The sequence below is a fragment of the Variovorax palleresanus genome, from assembly GCF_051144945.1.
Lineage (GTDB): Bacteria > Pseudomonadota > Gammaproteobacteria > Burkholderiales > Burkholderiaceae_C > Variovorax > Variovorax paradoxus_S.
This window is the reverse complement of sequence record NZ_JBJNVP010000002.1, coordinates 1,997,846-2,012,500: the sequence shown is the minus strand read 5'-3', so window position 1 is coordinate 2,012,500 and position 14,655 is coordinate 1,997,846. Positions and strand designations below refer to the sequence as shown.

Here is a 14,655-nt window from a genome sequence, read left to right as displayed (position 1 = left end):
CTCGCCGTAAGCGCAAGGTTTTCTACGCAACGTTCATCGGCGTAGAGTGAGTCGGCCCCTAAGGCGAGGCAGAGATGCGTAGCTGATGGGAAACAGGTCAATATTCCTGTACCGATATATAGTGCGATGTGGGGACGGATCTTAATAGGTCATCCAGTTATTGGATTATTCTGGTTTAGTTGGATGTAGGCGTGCATTAGGCAAATCCGGTGCACATATACCGAGGCCAACGATCGAGCGGACTTGTCCGTGAAGTGACTGAACGAGGTTCCAGGAAAAGCCACTAAGCTTCAGCTATATACGACCGTACCGCAAACCGACACTGGTGCGCGAGATGAGTATTCTAAGGCGCTTGAGAGAACTCAGGAGAAGGAACTCGGCAAATTGACACCGTAACTTCGGAAGAAGGTGTGCCCTATTAGTGTGTAGTGAACAACGAAGCATGAATGGGTTGCAAAAAATCGGTGGCTGCGACTGTTTATTAAAAACACAGCACTCTGCAAACACGAAAGTGGACGTATAGGGTGTGACGCCTGCCCGGTGCTGGAAGATTAAATGATGGGGTGCAAGCTCTTGATTGAAGTCCCAGTAAACGGCGGCCGTAACTATAACGGTCCTAAGGTAGCGAAATTCCTTGTCGGGTAAGTTCCGACCTGCACGAATGGCGTAACGATGGCCACACTGTCTCCTCCTGAGACTCAGCGAAGTTGAAATGTTTGTGATGATGCAATCTCCCCGCGGAAAGACGGAAAGACCCCATGAACCTTTACTGTAGCTTTGTATTGGACTTTGAACAGATCTGTGTAGGATAGGTGGGAGGCTTTGAAGCAGGGTCGCTAGATCTTGTGGAGCCAACGTTGAAATACCACCCTGGTGTGTTTGAGGTTCTAACCTAGGTCCATTATCTGGATCGGGGACAGTGCATGGTAGGCAGTTTGACTGGGGCGGTCTCCTCCCAAAGCGTAACGGAGGAGTTCGAAGGTACGCTAGTTACGGTCGGACATCGTGACGATAGTGCAATGGCATAAGCGTGCTTAACTGCGAGACTGACAAGTCGAGCAGATGCGAAAGCAGGACATAGTGATCCGGTGGTTCTGTATGGAAGGGCCATCGCTCAACGGATAAAAGGTACTCTGGGGATAACAGGCTGATACCGCCCAAGAGTTCATATCGACGGCGGTGTTTGGCACCTCGATGTCGGCTCATCTCATCCTGGGGCTGTAGCCGGTCCCAAGGGTATGGCTGTTCGCCATTTAAAGAGGTACGTGAGCTGGGTTTAAAACGTCGTGAGACAGTTTGGTCCCTATCTTCCGTGGGCGCTGCAGATTTGAGGAAGCCTGCTCCTAGTACGAGAGGACCGGAGTGGACACACCTCTGGTGTATCGGTTGTCACGCCAGTGGCATTGCCGAGTAGCTAAGTGTGGAAGAGATAACCGCTGAAAGCATCTAAGCGGGAAACTCGTTTCAAGATGAGATCTGCCGGGGCCTTGAGCCCCCTAAAGAGTCGTTCAAGACCAGGACGTTGATAGGTCAGGTGTGGAAGCGCAGTAATGCGTTAAGCTAACTGATACTAATTGCTCGTGCGGCTTGACCCTATAACTTTGATCAATCCGATCAAGGTGTTATGCCAAGTTGACGCATTCAAAATACATTCAAACAGCGCAGATACTGCGTGCTGATTCCAAACTCTATGAATTCGTTTGATTGATCACGTGATCAGTCAGACAACAAGTTATGCCTGATGACCATAGCGACGTGGTACCACTCCTTCCCATCCCGAACAGGACAGTGAAACGCGTCAGCGCCGATGATAGTGCGGGTTCCCGTGTGAAAGTAGGTCATCGTCAGGCTCTTACAGCCTGGAAAAGCCCAACACAGCGTGTTGGGCTTTTTCTTTTGGTGCTTCAAAAAAGCGCGTCATCATCAGGTGACGCGCTTTTTTTATTGCCGCAGCAGAGCTAGATATTACGAACGCAAGACGCGTCCATTTCGGCGGCGCCCGCGTAGACCAATTCGACCAGAATGTCGTCGGTCAATTGACGCAACTCCATATCGGCAAAGAAGCGCGAGCGAATCACACCCAGATACGTTGCGCCGCGAAGCCAGGCTTCCCAATCGTCCAGAGCAATGGACTGCACTTCCAGCAGCTTGAACTTCATCAGCACCTTGATGGCATGCCGCGCATGCTTCACAGGGTCGCGCTGAAGGCCTTCGAGCCGGCGGCGAGCTGTGGCCAGGGCGTTGCCGACGTCGTCGAAGACGCGGCCGTGCCCAGGGATCACCTGTAGCGGCGCCAGCGTCTCGATCCGATCCAGCGTGGCCGCCACGTCGTCGAATGACGGTTCGCCAGCAAGCTCCGGAAAGGCAATGCCAAACCCGTTTTCCCACAAGGCGTCCGCCGAGATCAGCGTCTGCGAGACCGGATCGAACAGGATGATCGAATGAGGATCGTGGCCGGGCGCGCTATGCACCTGCCACGGCCTGTCGCCCAGGATGCATTCCTTTCCCGGCTGCAGCAAGCCGGAGAACTGAAACCGCGGGCAGATCTGCCCTGTCGCACGGAAGCTCAAGCGCTCTTCGTCCCACCGCTCCACCAATGTCGCCTCGCCTGGTGGAATGTCCGTTCGAAGCGACGGGTAGCGTTGCTGCAAGGCGGCATTGCCGCCGCAGTGGTCGCTGTGCAGGTGCGTATTCAGAATCCGGTCGAGCAGCCGTGTTCCCAAGGTCGATTCGACCAGCGCCAGCGTCTGCTCGGCATGCGTGGCATAGCCGGTGTCGACCAGCGCGGTCTCCTCGGCCCCGATGAACAGGATGTTGTTCGACGAAAGCCAGCCGCGCTCGAAGACGACAATGTTCGCCGGCAGCCCGGCCGCAGCCTGGTGGCTCATTCAGGCGCCCGCGCTGGGGCGCAACTCCCGCCGCAGGATCTTCCCGACATTGGTCTTCGGCAACGAATCCCGGAACTCGATGTGCTTGGGCCGCTTGTAACCGGTGAGTTGTCCATTGCAGTATTGCAGCACGGCGTCTTCGGTAAGTGTCGGGTCCCTGCGCACCACAAAAACCTTGATCGCCTCGCCCTGCTTTTCGTCCGGCACCCCGACGGCGGCGCATTCGACCACACCGGGGCACAGCGAGATCACGTTCTCCAGCTCGTTCGGAAAAACATTGAAGCCGCTGACCAGGATCATGTCTTTCTTGCGGTCGACGATCCGGCTGTAGCCGTCCTCTTGCATGACGGCGATGTCGCCGGTGCGCATGAATCCGTCGGCCGTGAAGGCGGCAGCCGTTTCGGCCGGCTGGTTGTAGTAGCCCCTCATCACATTGGGGCCCTTGATGCAGAGCTCGCCTGGCGATCCGACCGGCAGGGAGTTGCCTTCGTCGTCCTTGATGGCGATCTCGATGCTCGGCAGCGGCAAGCCGATGGTGCCCGTGAACTCGGTATTCGACACGGGATTGTTGGTGCCGATGGCGCAGGTCTCGCTCATGCCCCAGCCTTCGATCATCGGGCAGCCCGTGGCCTCGAACCACCGCCTGGCCGTGCCCTCGGAAGCGGCCATTCCGCCCGCCTGCGACACGAACAGCGTCGAGAAATCGATCGACTTGAATTCGGGATGCATCAACAGCGCATTGAACAGCGTGTTCACCGCGGGCAGCATGTGGAACGGGCGCTTCTTGAGCACCGCGATGAACTTGTTGAAATCGCGCGGATTCGGGATCAGCGTCATGTGCGATCCCTGGCGGATGACCAGGAGGCAGAGCGTGAGCGCGAAGATGTGATACAGCGGCAGCGCGGCAATGCTGTTGACCTTCGCCAGGTCACCCGCCTTCGAAAGCGCGGGCGTGAACCACGCCTCCGCCTGCAAGGTGGCCGCGACGATGTTGCGATGGGTCAGCACCGCGCCCTTGGACAAACCCGTGGTGCCGCCGGTGTATTGCAGGAAGGCGATCGAATCGAGCGTGCTCTGGTCCGCCGCCAGCGTGCGTCCGCGCCCCTCTTCGATGACCTTCGGAAACGGCGTCACGGTGCGGCCGTTGCCCAGGGGCAGCTTGTAGGGTGGAACCATCTTCGCCAGGTGGCGAACCGCGACCGTGATCCAGGCGCCATAAAGGCCGCCCAGCAGATCGCCCATCGCGGTGACGACCACGTGCTTGACCGGGGTGCGCTCGATCACCTGTTCGAGCGTCGCCGCGAAGTTCTCCAGGATGACGATGGCCGTGGCGCCCGAGTCCTTGAGCTGATGCTCGAGTTCGCGCGCCGTATAGAGCGGGTTGACGTTGACGCAGGTATAGCCGGCCCGGAGCACACCGCACATCGTGACGGCGAATTGCGGCACGTTGGGTAGCATGATGGCCACCCGCGCGCCCGGCTCGAGGCCGAGCGACTGGAGCCATGCGCCCAGCGCCTTCGACAACGTGTCGAGCTCGCCGTACGACATCCAACGTTCCATGCAGACCGAGAACGGCCGTTCGGCGTAGCGCCCGAAGGCTTCGTCGAACATGTGAGGCAGGGACCGGTACTGTTCCGGATGGATCTCGTGCGGCACGTCGGCCGGATAGTTTTGTCGCGCGGATGTCTGCATGCAAGCTCCTTTTGCGCGGATTGTGGGAGCCAGAGGCAGCCAGCCGCCAGCGGGCTTGTCCTAGGAGCGGGGCGGGCGCTGTCGCGCAGGCGATAGCTGCGCGGCACCGCACAGTGCGCGAGAGTGCCGCAATCGAACCGAGAAGCGCGTCTTCTTCAGGCCTTGCCGGTCTCGCCCGGCAGCAGCACCCCGGCGGGAATGTCGGACTCGACCTCGAGCGCGCGGTAGAGCGGCGTGAAGTCGGGCGCCGTGAGCTCGAACAGCTGCGCGAAGCTGTCGATCACGAAATAGTTGGCCTGGTACGTGTCGATCTTGTAGAGCGTGCGCATGGCGCGCAGCAGATCGAGCGGCAGCCGGTGCGGTTCGTCGCTGCGCACCGCATGCTGCAACTCGCCCACCGAACTCAGAATGCCGGCGCCGTATGCGCGCAGGCCGGCGGGCTGGCGGATGAGGCCGAACTCCACCGTGTACCAGTACAGCCGCGCCAGCTTCTCGCCGGCACCCAGTTCGTGCGCCTTGATGCCGCCCTCGCCATAGCGCTGCACGTAGTCGGCAAAGGTCGGGTCGAACAGCATCGGTACATGGCCGAACAGGTCGTGGAATACATCGGGCTCGACGATGTAGTTGAACTCCTCCGGCTTGCGGATCCAGTCGGTCACCGGAAACTTGCGGTTCGCCAGCAGGGTGAAAAACGGCAACTCGGGAATCAACCCCGGCACCGCGACGATCTCCCAGCCGGTGGCGCGATGCAGCCGCTCGTTGATTTCCTCGAAGCGGGGAATGCGGTCCTTCACGCCCAGCAATGGCAGCGCGTTGATGAACGCATCGCAGGCCAGGCCCGGCAGCTGCGCCGCCTGCCGTTCGTAGAGCCGCTTGTAGGTGTCGTGATCGGCCGGCGTATAGCTGGCCCAGTCCTGCGGACAGGTGTAGTCGGCCTGCACCACGCCGCCGCGCGAATAGTCGCCGCGCGGCGGGCGATCGGAAGCGCCGTAAACGACGGGCGTGACGGCGGCAGGGGCAGCGGCGGCGGGAGTGTCCATGGGAAAGCGTTGTTTGGTTGTTACTTGAGCCAGCGGTCCATCACGCGCTGGAAGTCGCCGCCGGCTTGCTGCAGGTGCAGCCATTGGTCGACATAGGCCTTGAACGCCACGTCGTCGCGCGGCAGCATCCACGCCATCTCGCCGTACTGCAGCGGCTTGTCGGGGTTGATGGCGCAGAGCCCGGGCTTGAGCTTCTGCTGCGTGATGGCTTCGGCGGATTCGGTCACGAACACGTCGGCGCGGTTCGCAAGGATTTCGTCGAAGATCGTCACGTTCTCGCCATGCATCGTGAGCTTGGCCTGCTTGAAGTTGGCGCGCGCAAAGCGCTCGTTGCTGCCGCCCGGATTGAAGATGACCCGCGTCGAAGGCTTGTCGATGTCGGCCACGGTCCGGTACTTGGCAACGTCGGCGCAGCGCGCGATCGGCGCCTTGCCGTTCACCATGTAGGGCGCGCTGAAGAAGGCGCGCTTCTGCCGGTCGGTCGTCACGGACACGCCGCCAACAGCCATGTCGCACTTGCCGGCGGTGAGGTCGGGCAGCAGGTTGGCCCAGGTGGTCTTCACCCACTCCGGCTTGGCGCCGAGGCTGGTGCTGAAGCCCGCCATCAGGTCCACGTCGATGCCTTCGAACGAACCGTCGGCCTTCTGGAAGCTGAACGGCTTGTAGTCGCCAGGCGTGCAGACGCGCAGCGCCGCGGCCTTCTGCACCACGTCCAGCCGCGAGGAGCCGGCCGCCGGCGTGGCCGGCGCCATGGCGCAACCCGAAAGAACGGCCGCGGCCGCGATGAGAGTCAAGCCGATCGAAAACGTGCTGCGCATGGAGGCTCCTGGCCAGTGAAAGAAATGATTATTTTGCGGCCGACAGCACGCCGCGGCGCATCTGGTCGAGCTCGATGCTCTCGAACAGCGCCTTGAAGTTGCCGTTGCCGAAGCCGTCGTCGCCCTTGCGCTGGATGAACTCGAAGAAGATCGGCCCGAGCTGGTTCTCGCTGAAGATCTGCAGCAGCAGTGCGTCTTTCTTGCCGTCGATCAGGATCTTGCGCTTCTGGAGCTCGGCGACGTTTTCGCCATGGCCTGGAATGCGGCTGTCGACCAGTTCGTAGTACGTGTCGATGGTGTCGAGCAGGGTGACGCCGTTGGCGCGCAGCGCGTCGACGGTTTCATACAGGTTGTCCGAGCCCATCGCAATGTGCTGGATGCCTTCGCCGCGGTACGTGTCCAGGTACTCCTGGATCTGGCCGGCCTGCTCCTTGCCTTCTTCGTTGATCGGGATGCGGATCTTGCCGCAGGGGCTGGTCATGGCCTTGCTCTTCACGCCCGTGAGCTGGCCTTCGATATCGAAGTACTTGATCTCGCGGAAGTTGAAGAGCTTCTCGTAGAAGGCGGCCCAGACGTTCATGCGGCCGCGGTACACGTTGTGCGTCAGGTGGTCGATGTAGGTCAGGCCGTTGCCCTTGGGCGCCAGCGCATCTTGCGAGGCCACGCCCGGCAGCGGTTCGAAGTCCACGTCGTAGAAGCCGATGTTGCCGATGTCTCCCGGCTTGGCGCCGTTCTTGCCGGGCCAGCGGTCGACCAGGTAGATCAGGCTGTCGCCGACGCCCTTGATGGCAGGGATGTTCAGCTCGCCGGGGCCTGCCTTGTCGGCAAAACCCCAGGCGCCCAGCGAGATGGCGCGCTCGTAAGCCTGCTTGGCGTCCTGCACCCGGAATGCGATGGCGCAGACGCTCGGGCCGTGTTCGCGCGCAAAGCGCTGGGCGAACGAGTCGGGCTCGGCATTCACGATGAAATTGATCGTGCCCTGGCGGTACAGCAGCACGTTCTTGTGGCGATGCTTGGCCACCGCCGTGAAGCCCATGCGCTCGAACACCTTGCCCATGGCCACCGGATCCGGCGCCGCGTACTCGATGAATTCGAAGCCATCGGTCCCCATCGGGTTCTCCCAGGGCGTGAAAGGGGGGGCGTCGGCGTGGCTCATGTGGGGTCTCCAGAAGTGGGTTCGAAGGAATGAAAACAGTCAGCGAAAGGGCGAGAACGACCAGTGATGCACTGTAGAGCGGATCCCCCTCACGTTTTCAGCGTTAATGGGCGTTGAAAATGGCCATGACGCAATAAAACTGCGAAAATGCGGATATGGAAGCACTAGACAAGATTGATAGGTTGATTCTGCGCACGCTGCAAGCAGACGGGCGGGCCACCTACGACCAGATCGCCGAACAGGTGAGCCTGTCGCCCAGCGCCGTGCTCCGGCGGGTCAAGCGGCTGGAAGAAAGCGGCGTCATCGACCGCTATGTTGCGCTCGTCCGCCCCGAGGTCATCGGCCTCGGCCTCACCGCCTATCTGAACGTCCGGCTCGAAAAGCACACCGAAAGCCACAAGCGCAACCCGATGGACCTGTTCCGGGCGAGCGTGCAGACCTGGCCCGAAGTCGTCGAGTGCGCGGCCCTCACGGGCGACATGGACTACCTGCTGCGCGTGGTGGTCGCCGACATGGGGCACTACAGCCGCTTCATCATGGACACCCTGCTCAAGCACCCCAGCGTCGAGGACTGCAAGACCAGCTTCGTGCTCGACCGTGTCAAGGCCACAACAGCTGTGCCGGTTTAGCCACGAAACGGTTGCGGGAACGACACGCGCTTTGGTACCTCGTCACCTATGAAGCTCGAAAGTACCCATGCAGGCTTGTTGATTAAGGGAAAACCCTTATATTTGAGCCATGCTTACCGCCAAGACCCTTCTGAAGGCGTCTCTCGGCCTCGGCTCTTTCCTGAAAGCGCCCATGGTTGAGGCGCAACCACGCGCGAGCTCCGCGCCCTCACCCGTCATGGTGCCGATCCGTTCGATCGGCCCGCGCGAACGCGAGCGCATCGCGCAACACCTGCTGGCGTTGAGCCCGCACGACCGCTACCTGCGCTTCGGCTATGCCGCGGCCGACGAGCAAGTGCAGCGCTACGTCGACGGGCTCGACTTCGACCGCGACGAGCTGTTTGGCATCTACAACCGCCGGCTCGACCTCATTGCCATGGCCCACCTGGCGTTCGCGCCGGACGACCAGCACAGCGACTGCGCCGAATTCGGCGTCTCGGTGTCCGCCCACGCGCGCGGCCGCGGCTACGGCGCCCGGCTGTTCGAGCGTGCTGTGGTCGTGGCGCGCAACGAAGGCGTGGGCATGCTCTTCATCCATGCGCTGAGCGAAAACGCCGCCATGCTGAAGATCGCCCGCAACGCCGGTGCCACCGTGGTGCGCAGCGGTTCCGAGTCCGAGGCGCATCTGCAGCTGCCGAGCGCCACCTTCGACAGCCGCATGAGCGAGATCGCGCTCGAGCACTACGCGGCGGTCGATTACCAGCTCAAGACCCGCGCCAAGCAGTTCTGGGCCTTTCTTGCCAGCCTGCAGGAAGTGCGCAGCGGCATGAGAGACGCGCGAAGCAAATCTGCCCCCTGAGCGTCCTCGAGAAAGGGCCATGAGGGCCGTGCGGTAGAGCCTGTCACGCGCATCCGGTATCCTTGCAGCTCTTCAACTACGCCTCCCGCAGTGGCCGAACCTCACTCTGAACGCGCTCCCGTCGAACGGGAAGACAAGCGCGGCTTTCTCCAGAAGCTGGCCGAATTCATCCACCCCGGTCCCGACTCGCGCGACGAGCTGATCGAAACCCTCGCCGACGCCGAGGACAACGAGGTGATCGGCGCGGAGTCGCGCGTGATGCTCGAGGGCGTACTGCGCATGGCCGACATGACGGCCGGCGACGTCATGGTTGCCGCCCCGCGCATGGACCTGGTGAACATCGACGCGCCGTTCGACGCGCTGCTGCATCTGATCATCGACACCGCGCACTCGCGTTTCCCGGTGTACGAAGGCGAAAAAGAAAACATCATCGGCATCCTGCTGGCGAAAGACCTGCTCAAGCTGCAGCGCGCGCCAGGGCTCAACATCCGGGCTCTGCTGCGCCCCGCCACCTTCGTTCCCGAGAGCAAGGGCCTGAACGACCTGCTGCGCGAGTTCCGTGGCAACCGAAACCACCTGGCCATCGTGATCGACGAGTTCGGCCGCGTGGCCGGCCTCATCACCATCGAGGACGTGCTCGAGCAGATCGTCGGCGAGATCGAAGACGAATTCGACATTGCCGAAGACGAAGGCGACATCTTCGGCTTGGCCGACCACACCTACCGCGTCTCGGGCGACACGCCCATCGACCGCGTGGCCGAAGCCTTCGGCATCACCTTCGACGAAGAACAGCTGAGCGAAGACTTCGACACCATCGGCGGCCTCATCGCGCACGAGATGGGCCACGTTCCCAAGCGCGGCGAGCATCACGCCATCGGCGGCTTCGACTTCGTGGTGCTGCACACCAAGGGCGGGGCCGTGCGCTGGTTCAAGGTGTCCCCGGCCCGCGGCAGCGACGCGGCCGACTGATGCCGCTGCCCGCAGCGGCAACGCTCCGCACCCAGCAGACCTTTTCCGCCGTGGGCCTGCTGCGCCTTCTCGGCTTCGCGCTGGCCGGGCTCGCGCAGGCCGCCGCCATCGCCTGGCCCGCGAACGGCCGCCCGCTGTGGTGGCTGCAGCTCGTTTCGCTGGCGGCCCTCGTCGGCCTGCTCGACTGGCTGCGCGCCGAAGGCGCGGGCTGGCGCCGCGCCGGCTTGCACGGCTGGCTTTTCTCGACCGCCTGGCTCACCGGCAGCTTCTGGTGGCTTTTCATCTCGATGCACACCTACGGCGGCCTTCCGGCGCCGCTCGCGGCCATTGCGGTGCTCTCGCTCGCGGCGGCGCTCGGGCTCTATTACGCCGCCGCCTGTGCCTGGTTCGTCGCCCGAGGCCCGCAGGGGCCGGTGAGCGGCGCGCTGGTCTTCGCAGCGCTCTGGACGCTGGCCGAGCTCGTGCGCGGCAGCTGGTTCACCGGCTTCCCCTGGGGTGCCGGCGGCTATGCGCACGTCGAGGGGCCTCTGGCCGCCTGGGCACCCTGGATCGGCGTGTACGGCATCGGCGCGGTCGCCGCGCTCGTGGCGGCACTCGTTGCACTGACACGGCCCGCCCGCACACTGGGGCTGGCACAGGCCGTGGTCCTCGTCATTGCTGCGTTTGCGGCGCCGCACCTGGTCAACCCGTTGCCCGCCAGCGCGCAGGGTGACAAGGGCTCGAGCGGCCACCTGCAGATGGCACTGCTGCAGGGCAACATCCCCCAAGACGAAAAATTCATTCCCGGCGGCGGCATCGACCTTGCGCTGCGCTGGTACGGCGAACAGCTGCGCGATGCCAAGGCCTCGCTGGTCGTCACGCCGGAAACCGCGCTGCCGCTGCTGCCGCAGCAACTGCCCGCCGGCTATCTGGAAGCCATCCAGGCGCGCTACAGCCATGGCACGCAGGCCGCCATCGTCGGCCTGCCGATGGGCGGCCAGGGGACCTACAGCAACGCGGTGCTCGGCTTCCAGCCCGGCGCCGCGCGGCCCTACAGCTATAGCAAGCACCACCTCGTTCCGTTCGGCGAATTCATTCCGCCGGGCTTTCGCTGGTTCATCCGGATGATGAACATTCCGCTCGGCGACTTCGCCCGCGGCGGCCTGGCGCAGGCGCCTTTCGCCTGGCAGGGCCAGCGCGTTGCGCCCAACATCTGCTACGAAGACCTGTTCGGCGACGAGATCGGCGCCAACTTCAAGAACGAGGCCACGGCCCCGACCATCCTGCTCAACGTGAGCAACATCGCCTGGTTCGGCAACTCCGTGGCCATCGACCAGCACCTCGCCATCTCGCGCATGCGCTCGCTCGAATTCGCGCGGCCGATGGTGCGGGCCACCAACACCGGCGCAACCGTGGTCATCGATGCCGCAGGCCGTGTCACGCACGAGCTGCCGCGGCTCACGCGCGGCGTGCTCGAGGCATCGGTCGAAGGCCGCACGGGGCTCACGCCCTTTGCGCGCTGGGTGGCGCCGTTCGGCCTGTGGCCGCTCTGGATCACGGCGTTCGCGATCGTGGCGGCCGCCTTCGGGCTGCGCCGTCGGCGGGCCTGAGCGCCCGCGCCCTGGTCAGCCGGCGGCCGGCGCCGTTTTCACCGGCCAGTCGCGCAGCTTGCCCGGATTCAGCAGGCCCATCGGATCGAAGCGCTTCTTCGTCTCGATGACCTCCGGCGGCAGCGGCCCGCCTGCCTTGCCGTCTTCCACGATGTTCACGTGTGGGTTGTTGATGTGCACGCCGTGCGCACGGTGAATGTCGATGATCTCCGCGAGCCGCTCCTCGGTGCTGAAACGCACCAGCTGCAATCCGCTGCAGGTCATGAGCCCCGCCACGTTGCGCAGGAACTCGACATGCATCAGCACCTCGCCACCGAGCAGTTGTTCCATCTCGATGATCTGCTCGACATGCCGGCCCGGCACGAAGCCGCTCTGCAGGTACGTGAGCGTCGGGTCCACCTTGAGCGCATGCAGCGTCGTGTGGTTCCAGGTGAACTCCATCAGCGTGCGGTTGCTCTTCTGCACCTCGGCTGCCGTCTTGCGGTAGCCCACCGTGCCGCCATGCGCTTCGGCCAGCTGCAGCAATGCGGCCTCGCATGATTCGGCCATCAGCGACAGCACCGTGTGGCAGCCCTTGGGCAGGTGCGCGGCAAGCTGCGCGAGGTGGTCCGCAATCGGCGCGCCGAAGAATGCGATCTCCCGCTTCACGATGCCCGGCGCGTTCGCCAGCTTGTCGGCGAAGTGCAGCGCGTCTGCAAAACCGTCGAAGGTCACCAGCGTCTCGAGCCAGGGGTGCGCCGGCGCCAATGCAATCTCGAGTTCCAGCACCAGTCCGTTGGTGCCCCAGAGGTGATGCATGCGCATGGCCTCCGGCCCGCGCAGCTCGATCATCTGCGGCTCCGCCTCGATGGTCATCGCGCGGATGCCGAGCACATTGCCCGGTGCGCCGAGCGGCCCATAGTTGATGGAGCCCACGCCGCCGAAGCCGCCGCCGAACAGTCCGCCCAGCGTGGCGCTGCGGTAAGTCGAGGGCAGGCAGCGCATCTCCTGTCCCGAAGGTTTGGTTTGCTTCTCGAGCTCACCCAGGCGAATGCCGGCCTGCGCGCGCGCCACGCCGGGCTTCACCCACAGAAAGGCGTTGTAGCCTGTCATGTCGAGCACCACGCCGCCCGCCAGCGGCGTGGTCTGGCCATAGTTGCCGGTGCCGCTGCCGCGAATGGTGATCGGCACGTTGTGCCGCGCGCAGGCGCCGACCACGGCGCGAATCTCTTCCTCGGTGCGCGGACGCACGACCACGTCGGCGCGCTTGTCTTTCAACTGGCGGTTCAGCACCGGGCTGAACCACGAGAAGTCTTGCGACAGCCGCGCGACACGGCTTTCGTCGGTGATCCAGTCGAGGTCGGGCAGGTCGAACAGCAGCTGTTCGATGATGGAAATGGAAGCGTTCATGGTCAAGGTTTTCAATCCTGGGAAAGTTCGCTCGCGTGCCATGAGCCCAGCGCCAGCTTGGTGAGCCAGGCCATCAGCACGAACAGCGCGACGCCGGTCAGCGAAATTAGCAGCAGCGCGGCGAACATGCGCGGAATGTTCAGTTGAAAGCCGGCCTGGAGAATCTGGTAGGCCAGCCCCGCGCCCGAGCCGCCGGTGCCGGCCACGAACTCGGCCACCACCGCGCCGATCAGCGCCAGGCCGCTCGAGATGCGCAGCCCGCCGAAGAAGTACGGCAGCGCGCTGGGAATGCGCAGCCGCACCAGTTGCTGCCAGCGCGTGGCGCGGTTGAGCTTGAAGTAGCTCTGCAGGTCGGGGTCGATGCTGCGCAGCCCGAGCGTGGTGTTGCTGATGATCGGAAACAGCGCCACCAGCGCGGCGCACACCGTCATCGCCGCCACCGGGTTCTTCACCCAGATGATGATGAGCGGCGCCACCGCGACGATGGGCGTGACCTGCAGCAGTACCGCATACGGAAAGAGCGCGGTCTCGATGCGCTTGCTCTGCACGAACAGGAACGAGATCAACACCCCCGCGACCGTGGCCAGCGCGAACGACAGCAGCGTGATCTTGAGCGTGACCAGGAGCGCATTGCCGAGCGGCACCCAGTCGGTGACGAGCGTCTGCACCATGAGGAAGGGCGAAGGCACCAGGTACGGCGGCAGCTCCATGGCAACCACCATCCACTGCCACAGCGCCACCAGCACCACGCCGATGAGCACGGGGTAGAGCACGCGCTGCACACGCGGTTGGCTCAGAAGGGGCGGGCTCTTCTTCATCGCGCGTGCTCCTCGTCGCCTTGGCTCGCGCGCAGCAGGCTGTCCTGCAGGCGCTTGGCATGGCGCGCGAATTCCGGCGTCACCATGAAGTCGGGTGTGCGCAGGTAGGGCTCGTCGATGTGGAATTGTTCCACCACGCGGCCCGGCCGCGCTGCCATCATCACCACGCGGGTCGAGAGGAACACCGCCTCATGGATCGAGTGCGTGACGAAGATCACCGTGAGCTTCTTCTTGCGCCACAGGTCGAGCAGGTCGGCATCGAGCTTGTGGCGCGTGATCTCGTCGAGGGCGCCAAAGGGCTCGTCCATCAGCAGCAGGTCGGGCTGGGTGACCAGCCCGCGCGCGATCGACACGCGCATCTGCATGCCCCCCGAGAGCGCGCGCGGCAGGGCGTCGGCAAACTTCTCCAGGCCGACCAGTGCAAGCGATTCCGTCACGCGCGCGTCGGCCTCCTTGCGCGGCACGCCGGCCAGGTCGAGCGGAAGCCGCACGTTGGTGCGCACGCTCGCCCACGGCATCAGCGTGGCCGACTGGAACACGAAGGACAGCTTGTGCGGGCAGCTGTGAATCTCGGCGACCGGCTTGCGCCACACCAGGAGCCGCCCGTCGCTGGGCTCGAGCATGCCCGCCACCATCTTCAGCAGCGTGCTCTTGCCGCAGCCCGAGGGCCCGAGCAGGGTGACGAACTCGCCCTCGGCGATCGACAGGTCCACCGGCAGCAGCGCCTGCGTGCCGTTGGGATAGGTCTTCTCGGCCGAGAGAACTTCCACCGCGGGCACGGCTGGCACCGCGGGCGGCGCGAGGGTGTGGGGCTCGATGCGATTCATGG

General features: G+C 63.6%; 12 protein-coding genes and 2 rRNA genes (1 of these 14 running past the window's edge). 6 read left to right on the top strand and 8 right to left on the bottom strand.

Going from position 1 to position 14,655, the window contains the following annotated elements; genetic code table 11:
- Together ACJ7Z0_RS13315 and rrf are read left to right on the top strand one after the other, a co-directional pair.
- Positions 1-1,595: ribosomal RNA gene (locus ACJ7Z0_RS13315) — 23S ribosomal RNA — on the top strand (it extends 1,279 nt beyond the left edge of the window).
- Positions 1,596-1,737: 142 nt separating this feature from the next.
- Positions 1,738-1,850, top strand: a 5S ribosomal RNA gene (gene rrf / locus ACJ7Z0_RS13310).
- A gap of 108 nt (positions 1,851-1,958) precedes the next feature.
- Here rrf and ACJ7Z0_RS13305 read toward each other — a convergent pair.
- From ACJ7Z0_RS13305 to hppD, 5 genes are all read right to left on the bottom strand, one after another.
- Positions 1,959-2,888, bottom strand: coding sequence for an MBL fold metallo-hydrolase (locus ACJ7Z0_RS13305; RefSeq protein WP_434790225.1), 930 nt, complete (start codon positions 2,886-2,888; stop codon positions 1,959-1,961).
- Positions 2,889-4,580, bottom strand: a complete 1,692-nt coding sequence (locus tag ACJ7Z0_RS13300; RefSeq protein WP_434790224.1) for an AMP-binding protein — start codon at positions 4,578-4,580, stop codon at positions 2,889-2,891. It lies immediately after the preceding gene.
- 155 nt (positions 4,581-4,735) lie between these two features.
- A complete protein-coding gene (gene phhA / locus ACJ7Z0_RS13295; protein ID WP_434790223.1) occupies positions 4,736-5,620 on the bottom strand; it encodes a phenylalanine 4-monooxygenase in 885 nt (294 codons plus the stop codon).
- A gap of 20 nt (positions 5,621-5,640) precedes the next feature.
- Positions 5,641-6,438 (bottom strand): transporter substrate-binding domain-containing protein, encoded by a 798-nt coding sequence (locus tag ACJ7Z0_RS13290; RefSeq protein WP_431127140.1) that lies wholly within the window; start codon positions 6,436-6,438, stop codon positions 5,641-5,643.
- Between the two features lie 28 nt (positions 6,439-6,466).
- Positions 6,467-7,594, bottom strand: coding sequence for a 4-hydroxyphenylpyruvate dioxygenase (gene hppD, locus ACJ7Z0_RS13285; protein WP_434790222.1), 1,128 nt, complete (start codon positions 7,592-7,594; stop codon positions 6,467-6,469).
- A 155-nt stretch (positions 7,595-7,749) separates the two neighbouring features.
- Here hppD and ACJ7Z0_RS13280 point away from each other — a divergent pair, with 155 nt between their 5' ends.
- From ACJ7Z0_RS13280 to lnt, 4 genes are all read left to right on the top strand, one after another.
- Positions 7,750-8,223 carry an Lrp/AsnC family transcriptional regulator gene (locus tag ACJ7Z0_RS13280; protein WP_021012636.1) on the top strand — a complete coding sequence of 158 codons (474 nt, stop codon included), beginning with the start codon at positions 7,750-7,752 and terminating at the stop codon, positions 8,221-8,223.
- Between the two features lie 109 nt (positions 8,224-8,332).
- Positions 8,333-9,061, top strand: coding sequence for a GNAT family N-acetyltransferase (locus ACJ7Z0_RS13275; RefSeq protein WP_431127145.1), 729 nt, complete (start codon positions 8,333-8,335; stop codon positions 9,059-9,061).
- A gap of 90 nt (positions 9,062-9,151) precedes the next feature.
- Entirely contained in the window at positions 9,152-10,030 is an 879-nt protein-coding gene (locus ACJ7Z0_RS13270) for a CorC family transporter (protein WP_431127148.1), read from the top strand.
- Entirely contained in the window at positions 10,030-11,619 is a 1,590-nt protein-coding gene (gene lnt / locus ACJ7Z0_RS13265; RefSeq protein ID WP_434790221.1) for an apolipoprotein N-acyltransferase, read from the top strand. The genes ACJ7Z0_RS13270 and lnt overlap by 1 nt, the downstream gene beginning before the upstream one ends.
- 15 nt (positions 11,620-11,634) lie before the next feature.
- On the opposite strand, the gene ACJ7Z0_RS13260 is transcribed toward lnt, so the two are convergent.
- From ACJ7Z0_RS13260 to ACJ7Z0_RS13250, 3 genes are read right to left on the bottom strand one after another with little or no spacing between them, the layout of a single operon-like run.
- Positions 11,635-13,008 carry an FAD-binding oxidoreductase gene (locus ACJ7Z0_RS13260; RefSeq protein WP_434790220.1) on the bottom strand — a complete coding sequence of 458 codons (1,374 nt, stop codon included), beginning with the start codon at positions 13,006-13,008 and terminating at the stop codon, positions 11,635-11,637.
- A gap of 11 nt (positions 13,009-13,019) precedes the next feature.
- Complete coding sequence (locus tag ACJ7Z0_RS13255; protein WP_431127157.1) at positions 13,020-13,826, bottom strand: ABC transporter permease; 807 nt, start codon at positions 13,824-13,826, stop codon at positions 13,020-13,022.
- Positions 13,823-14,653 (bottom strand): ABC transporter ATP-binding protein, encoded by an 831-nt coding sequence (locus tag ACJ7Z0_RS13250; RefSeq protein WP_434790219.1) that lies wholly within the window; start codon positions 14,651-14,653, stop codon positions 13,823-13,825. The genes ACJ7Z0_RS13255 and ACJ7Z0_RS13250 overlap by 4 nt, the downstream gene beginning before the upstream one ends.
- Between the last annotated feature and the right edge of the window lie 2 nt (positions 14,654-14,655).

Coding starts and splice junctions, on each gene's coding strand:
- ACJ7Z0_RS13305 (WP_434790225.1), bottom strand. CDS start 2,888: ATGAGCCACCAGGCTGCGGCCGGGCTGCCGGCGAACATTGTCGTCTTC.
- ACJ7Z0_RS13300 (WP_434790224.1), bottom strand. CDS start 4,580: ATGCAGACATCCGCGCGACAAAACTATCCGGCCGACGTGCCGCACGAG.
- phhA (WP_434790223.1), bottom strand. CDS start 5,620: ATGGACACTCCCGCCGCCGCTGCCCCTGCCGCCGTCACGCCCGTCGTT.
- ACJ7Z0_RS13290 (WP_431127140.1), bottom strand. CDS start 6,438: ATGCGCAGCACGTTTTCGATCGGCTTGACTCTCATCGCGGCCGCGGCC.
- hppD (WP_434790222.1), bottom strand. CDS start 7,594: ATGAGCCACGCCGACGCCCCCCCTTTCACGCCCTGGGAGAACCCGATG.
- ACJ7Z0_RS13280 (WP_021012636.1), top strand. CDS start 7,750: ATGGAAGCACTAGACAAGATTGATAGGTTGATTCTGCGCACGCTGCAA.
- ACJ7Z0_RS13275 (WP_431127145.1), top strand. CDS start 8,333: ATGCTTACCGCCAAGACCCTTCTGAAGGCGTCTCTCGGCCTCGGCTCT.
- lnt (WP_434790221.1), top strand. CDS start 10,030: ATGCCGCTGCCCGCAGCGGCAACGCTCCGCACCCAGCAGACCTTTTCC.
- ACJ7Z0_RS13260 (WP_434790220.1), bottom strand. CDS start 13,008: ATGAACGCTTCCATTTCCATCATCGAACAGCTGCTGTTCGACCTGCCC.
- ACJ7Z0_RS13255 (WP_431127157.1), bottom strand. CDS start 13,826: ATGAAGAAGAGCCCGCCCCTTCTGAGCCAACCGCGTGTGCAGCGCGTG.
- ACJ7Z0_RS13250 (WP_434790219.1), bottom strand. CDS start 14,653: ATGAATCGCATCGAGCCCCACACCCTCGCGCCGCCCGCGGTGCCAGCC.